The organism is Rhodopirellula sp. JB055 (assembly GCF_043100905.1).
Classification (GTDB): Bacteria; Planctomycetota; Planctomycetia; order Pirellulales; family Pirellulaceae; genus Rhodopirellula.
Map to the genome: position 1 here is coordinate 1 of NZ_JBICHO010000126.1, position 5,908 is coordinate 5,908.

A 5,908-nucleotide genomic window follows, 5' to 3' on the forward strand; every position below is an offset into this window, starting at 1 on the left:
AGGGAGCGTCCCTTCGAATCGATCGGCCCGCGAACCTCGAACTCGTGCACAAATTTGCCCGCACTTTCGATGGGTGACTCCAACGGTTCCTCGTCGCAGAACAAGATTGCCTTCAACACTTGACGTGCGGTTTGGGCGATCTGCATCGAATGCTCCTCCACGTCTGCTTCGCTGGTGCTCTGCTCCTTTGCCAGACGCTGTGCCCGATCGTACTCTAGCTTTCGGACGGTGAAGTCCGCTTTGACGAGCACATTGTGAACGCTTGTTTGGTGCCCCAGCACCATCAACGCCGCAATGTCGCTGGTCGGCAACAGATAACCGGTCGTGTCAAATCGATCTTCCAAGTCGGACACATTGCCGCTGCGACGCAGATCCAACGTGTTGCCCCGCAAGAACGCGTTGCCCATGTGCTGCATCGAACCATGGCCGCCGGTCACGTACCAACCACCCCAGCGCTGGGCAAAGGGACTGGAATCACTGGTCACGTGCGAGGGGAACTGGGCATTGATTCCGCCATCGTGAAGCGGCGAAACGCTGCGCATCATATGCCCCGGCAAACCACCCGTCATCGATGTGGCATGGCAACCCAAGCAGTCATAATCTGACCGAGTCATCTTCGCTCGCCAGGGTTTCATGTCGACGGTGTAGAACGCCGCTCCCAACTTCGAATCGGCAGTGGAGACTTCCACCAACGAACTGCCGCGCACCCACCCAACGTAAGTGTCGTCGTTGAAGTAGATGGCTCTTGGGTTGGAACGCGAAATGTGCTGGACCTGCATGCTGGTCTTGGAAAACACCAGCGTTTGCGATGAAACGGGGATGTCCAGTTCCTGCAGCAGCGATTCCAAGTGCCCACGTGGCTTGCTGTAATCGAGCCGCACTTCCTTGGACTGGATCTTCGCAATCAACCGGCTGACTCGATTGTCCTCGACCGTGTCCGAGTAAGAAAACGGCGGCTTCTCGATATCCATCAGTCCTTGCGCAGTCACTGTCGAAGGGACGCCAGCGGCCAGCGACCATCCCAGGGTCATCGTCAGGAGGCATTGCATACGGGGATGATTCGTCATTCGCTCGCCAATGTCACGTTTTTGAATTCGGTTCATGTTTCGTTCGCGGTTCGCAGAATTTCCGCGCGGATTGATCGACGCGTTGCCTAGCACAACCGGTGCTCGCTGCGACTCTTATGTGCACCTTCCTGTATAGAATACACTGCAAACACTTTGATGTGAACGGTGTCCATGCAGGAACTCCGCGATTGAGCACAGCAAAACGGTTCACGCGGCGCCGAGCAGCCATGCTCCAATCACAATGGCACCCGTGATCAATCCAGCAACGATTTGGAATGAACCGCTGGCAAGCCACGCTTCCGGCAAACGGCACCCGATCCAGCCAAACAGCGTTCCAGCGACGAAACCAGTCACGTGTGCCAACACATCGGTTCGTTCGCCTTCCAATCCCATGAATGACAACAACAGGACACCGCCGATCAAGGGACTCCAGCGAACCAGGACCTTCGTCGATGTCTTGTATCGAGGGTGCATCGCGTGCGCGACCAGAATCCCCAAAGCGGCGAAAACAGCAGTCGACGCACCGATCGAAGTGTGCACCGCGTCGCGGATCAACGCGTTCATCAAATTCCCCAGAGCGCCGGCCATGACGATCGTCAACCACGCCAATCCGCCGCCCAAGAGACGCCCCGCCAGCACACCGAAGACACCACCGAAAACCAAATTCGATAGTAGGTGACCAGCATCCGCGTGCAGAGTCAACGCCGTGATCGTTCGCCACCACTGACCATTCATCACATCGCCGGCATTCATCTGGCCAGCCGCTTTCCAGTCGATCCCGTAGGCAGATGTATCGGCCAACACCGCAACCGAGACAATGAAGATGGCGTAGTAAACCACCCCCGCAATTGAACCACCGAACACGACGGCTTTGGATGGCAGAGTCTGCTTGGTTTCGGCAAGCCGATCGTTGCGATACGACTGCAACTCAGCGAACGCGGCGTTGACTTGTTCGTCGGGGACGACCAAGCACCAGTCCCCGGATTGTTGCAGCATCTCATTCGAGATCCCCACCGATTCCAGCACCAACCGAGTATCCATGCAATCGCGGTGCGATGGCGAGCGAAAGACGATCTCGGGTTCCGGGCATCCTTTGTTCATAGCGTTGCGAGCAAGGTTGCCCCCACCTCATTGATTGCGGGACGTTCGCTTCTCTAACACGAACCGTCTTGAAGCGAACTCGGCCGCGATCCTAACACAACGGCAGACAATTCGAACCAAGCCTCCTCCCAAACACAGTTGGCGTCAACGGGATCGCGTGAGATCGTTTGTGTCATCAATGGAAAGGCTCTCAACCTGTCGATGAACTTCCTGAACGATGTCTTTCTCGATGCACGGCGCCCACGAAGTCGGTAGCCCGTAGTAAACCATCGCCCCGCCGCCTTCATAGCCGCCTTCGCCAAGGACTCGACGGGAAGGAACATAGGCCATCACATCGTTGGCGTAACCAGCCACCCAAGTTTGCACTCCTGTCAATTCGCTCTTCAAGCGAAGGGCGTAGTCCACGACCACTTCCCCACCAAGCGTTGTCAGCAGCGGGCCATCGCCAATCGTCCATGCACTCACGGGATACGGGTAGGTTGGCAGAAGCGGATCACCGCCATCAATTTGCTTCAATAGCATCTCTGCCCTCGCCACCTCGTAGCGATTGTCAGACTTCGAATTCAATTCGATCTCGTCTCTCGTCGGCAGTTCATCGAACGGCAAATCAATCTCTGAATACGATGTCCGCAACGGTCCCTGTACCGCCTGCATTTGCGTCGTCAGCAAGACCGAATCCACGGCATCGGCCAGACGCCGCCCGTAGTGCTCTGCCAATTCCACCGTGCGTCGAGGCAGTGGTTTTTGGTCGGCGCCGCAACCGGCAAAGAACAATGCCACGCACCCAGGATGTTCGTCTTCCAAGTTCATCTGGGCATATCCCGGATAGTCACCGGACCACTGATAGCCACTCAAGGTTGTCGCGTGACAGGCATACCCGAAGAGGATTGCGGTTAAACGACCGCTCGCATCTCGAACGGCGAGCACCGGAACGTCATGATCGCTGGGGCCTTGCAGTTGCCCTTGGGTTCGTCGCTCGGGCACCGCTGCCTCAGGATTCTCACGACGATTGACGGCAAACGTTGCCGTGCCGCTTCCCCAGGTCACGTCGCTGGGTTCCAGGTTGCCAATCGCGTTCCTCACCAACTCAATCATCTGATCCTGAAAAGAAGCGACCCAATCATCGATCGCTCGTCGCTGAGGATCAGCAAGCAACTGATGATGAAGTGGCGCCAGGTTGAGACCGACGACAGGTCCACTATGCGTGTGCGACGTGCAGATCACAATCTGGTCACGCTGCAAACCGTACCTCCCTTTCAAAGCATCACAGATGGATTGCGAGAGCGTACGATCAATGCCAACGAGGTCCAGTGTCAGAACCACACCTCGATATCCCTCTTCGTCCTCCAGCACCAATGCTTTCGCCCATAGCTCGGTCAGTTTCCCATCCGCCGGACGGGTTCGCGACGCATAGCCAGCCATGCACATTGGCTCGTTGGGTGTGATCGCAACTTTTGCTGCTCCCGCTCTCCAGGTTGAAACCGAAGTCAAAGTGGACTCCGTTTCTGCCCCCCATCCCACGACCGTGAAGAGCACGAGAGTTGTTGCGACGAAGAGGGCTTTTGCGTTCATTCCAGCATTCCAAACGGGTGCGTTGATCTCTGCGACGTTCTTACCTCGCACGCATTGTAGAACAATCGCCCGATTCCTTGGCAGCTTGCAGGAGGGTCATACCAATCGAAGATTGCCAATGGATGACCTAGTGCCTCCGGAACGATTTCGTGCCGCTTGAAGACCTCATTTCCCCCAGATCCTCAAGCAGCCAAAAGCGTGCCCTGATAGGTCCACCTATATGGCCTTGCCAGCGTGCTGTTGTAGTATTCGATGAAAGCCAGGATTCGATCTTCCAAATGCTCGATCGATGTGAAGCTCATTCGCCTCAGCAGTTTTCGACGTAGCGTTCCAAACCAGATTTCAATTTGGTTGAGCCATGAGCAATGGCGAGGTGTGAAGATAAATCGAATCCGATGAGACGGATCACTGAGAAATTCGCGACGACTGGCTGTCGACTGCAATATCCCTTTGCGGCCCTTGAGCCCAAGGTCGTCCTCAAAGCCGATCATCGTAGCGATCATCCTCACCAGTGTTTCACTGCAGTGAGTATTTAGGTTGTCCATCACGAACCGGTAGGTTGCGTCTTCACCACCTTGGCTGATTACATTGTTGATGTTTTCGAGCATGTCCAGTTCGCCACGCGTGTCTCGAAGAAGCGGTGCCCAGATCTGTCCCGTTGCAACGTGGAGATTGCCAAAGAGTCCTGTTGTTCCATGGCGCTGGTACTCGTATTCCAGGCGAGCGACATCGTGACGGCGAACCGGTAAGTCCGGGGCAATTCGCTGGAGAGCTTGAATGCCGGTCATCTCATCGACGCAGATCGTGTGAACACCGTCGCGACAATACAGCTCAATTGCTTCGGCATAGGCAGTGCAAATCGCATCGACCTTGGCCTCAAACATTGGGTCCTTCGTTTTGTCTTTGGAGAACAGCCAGTACTGATGATGATGCGGCCGGATGTCCATGCGGGCGAGAAGCTCGCGGACCCAACGGCCGCTGATGGTAAACGCTTGACGGATGCGGCTCATCTCGTGGGCCAACTCATCGCTACTCCACTGACTGATTGGCCGCCCTGAATCCTGGGGATCTTCGCATGCTTTCGAGGCCAAGTCTGCTTGCTGTGTCTGGGTAATTCGTGGACGTCGGCCCGACCGCTTTATGTCGCTAAGCAATTCGATGATCGCCTTTTTCAATGCCGGAACGCCTTCGCCGCACTCGATGCTGATCAAACGAGGCCAGTTGTCTCTCCATCGACGTCGCCAAGTTCCAACCGCATCATGCCCAAGCCCAACGATTGCTTCGATCGCCTCATTGTTGTGCCCTTGGCGAGCGAGCAAGATGATACGACAACGCACTTGAAGTCCGCTCGGCGTCGACCTGGCCGCCACAAACTCCTCGAGCAACGCCAACAGTTTCTCAGTCACTACAACCTTCGCCGCCTTGCCTGACATATCCCACTCCGTGAAGATGCGAAAGACAAGCAGTTTCCATCGCCGGCAAGCTTCACGCCAGATCAAATCGTTCCGGAGGCACTAGGTACGCGCAATTGCCCGTCGAACTGGACCCCGAAGCCAAGCAGGCCATGAACAAAGTAGACACCACATCGACTGGCAACGTCATGGTCGAGATGACCGCACAAGAATACACCGCGCTCGTACAGCTCACAAAGCCAAGTCCGTCCCAGACTCCTGCCGTCACGCCATCAGCGAAAGCCACGGATGCGAAGTCGATGTCGCGTGCAGAAAGAATCCAGCACGTCAAACCACGCCTGAAAAAGCTCTTGCCGAAGAAACGCGAAACGGTCGTGAACTCCATTGAAACGATGTTTCAATTCAAGGGTGGAATCTCCCGGTCGGAAGTGGACGCGGTGATCAAGGCGTTGCAAAAAAGCGGCTTTTTCACAATTGCGAACAGTGGCAAGGTCGCCTACCGCGTCTAGCGGCAAACTGAAACTCAAGCACCATGCTGGCCAACGAGATCTTCATTGGCTTGGTCGTTTCTCCTGCGGCAGACTTGTCCAGTGTGGGTGACAACGCCGCCGCTGGAGACCACAATCTGCATGCGATCTTTGAATATGCACGGGGCGCAAACAGATCGCAGGACATGCGATGCCCATGCTTGGCCTCCTTTGGAACACGATGTTTCATGACCACGAACTTCTCACAAACCGCAGCTTACATCTGGTC

Annotated in this window: 6 protein-coding genes; 2 read left to right on the forward strand and 4 right to left on the reverse strand. The window is 55.8% G+C overall.

Features of this window, described 5'->3' with window-relative positions:
• The 4 genes from ACF8AM_RS05195 to ACF8AM_RS05210 form a co-directional block, all read right to left on the reverse strand.
• Nucleotides 1-1,103: hypothetical protein (locus tag ACF8AM_RS05195; protein ID WP_392554609.1), on the reverse strand; the 1,103-nt coding region annotated here is incomplete at its 3' end.
• A gap of 171 nt (nucleotides 1,104-1,274) precedes the next feature.
• Nucleotides 1,275-2,168: a rhomboid family intramembrane serine protease gene (locus ACF8AM_RS05200; RefSeq protein WP_392554610.1), complete on the reverse strand. Its 894-nt coding sequence runs from the start codon at nucleotides 2,166-2,168 to the stop codon at nucleotides 1,275-1,277.
• 144 nt (nucleotides 2,169-2,312) lie between these two features.
• Complete coding sequence (locus tag ACF8AM_RS05205; protein ID WP_392554611.1) at nucleotides 2,313-3,740, reverse strand: neutral/alkaline non-lysosomal ceramidase N-terminal domain-containing protein; 1,428 nt, start codon at nucleotides 3,738-3,740, stop codon at nucleotides 2,313-2,315.
• Nucleotides 3,741-3,922: 182 nt separating this feature from the next.
• On the reverse strand, nucleotides 3,923-5,146 hold the full coding sequence (locus ACF8AM_RS05210; RefSeq protein WP_392554612.1) for an IS630 family transposase: 1,224 nt from the start codon (nucleotides 5,144-5,146) through the stop codon (nucleotides 3,923-3,925).
• 158 nt (nucleotides 5,147-5,304) lie between these two features.
• Here ACF8AM_RS05210 and ACF8AM_RS05215 point away from each other — a divergent pair, with 158 nt between their 5' ends.
• Complete coding sequence (locus ACF8AM_RS05215) at nucleotides 5,305-5,661, forward strand: hypothetical protein (protein WP_392554613.1); 357 nt, start codon at nucleotides 5,305-5,307, stop codon at nucleotides 5,659-5,661.
• Between the two features lie 23 nt (nucleotides 5,662-5,684).
• A partial coding sequence (locus tag ACF8AM_RS05220; RefSeq protein ID WP_392554614.1) for a hypothetical protein occupies nucleotides 5,685-5,908 on the forward strand: 224 nt, incomplete at its 3' end.

Bases quoted from the DNA above. Each gene is read 5' to 3' on its own strand.
- ACF8AM_RS05215 (WP_392554613.1), top strand. From the start codon at position 5,305: ATGAACAAAGTAGACACCACATCGACTGGCAACGTCATGGTCGAGATG.
- ACF8AM_RS05200 (WP_392554610.1), bottom strand. From the start codon at position 2,168: ATGAACAAAGGATGCCCGGAACCCGAGATCGTCTTTCGCTCGCCATCG.
- ACF8AM_RS05205 (WP_392554611.1), bottom strand. From the start codon at position 3,740: ATGAACGCAAAAGCCCTCTTCGTCGCAACAACTCTCGTGCTCTTCACG.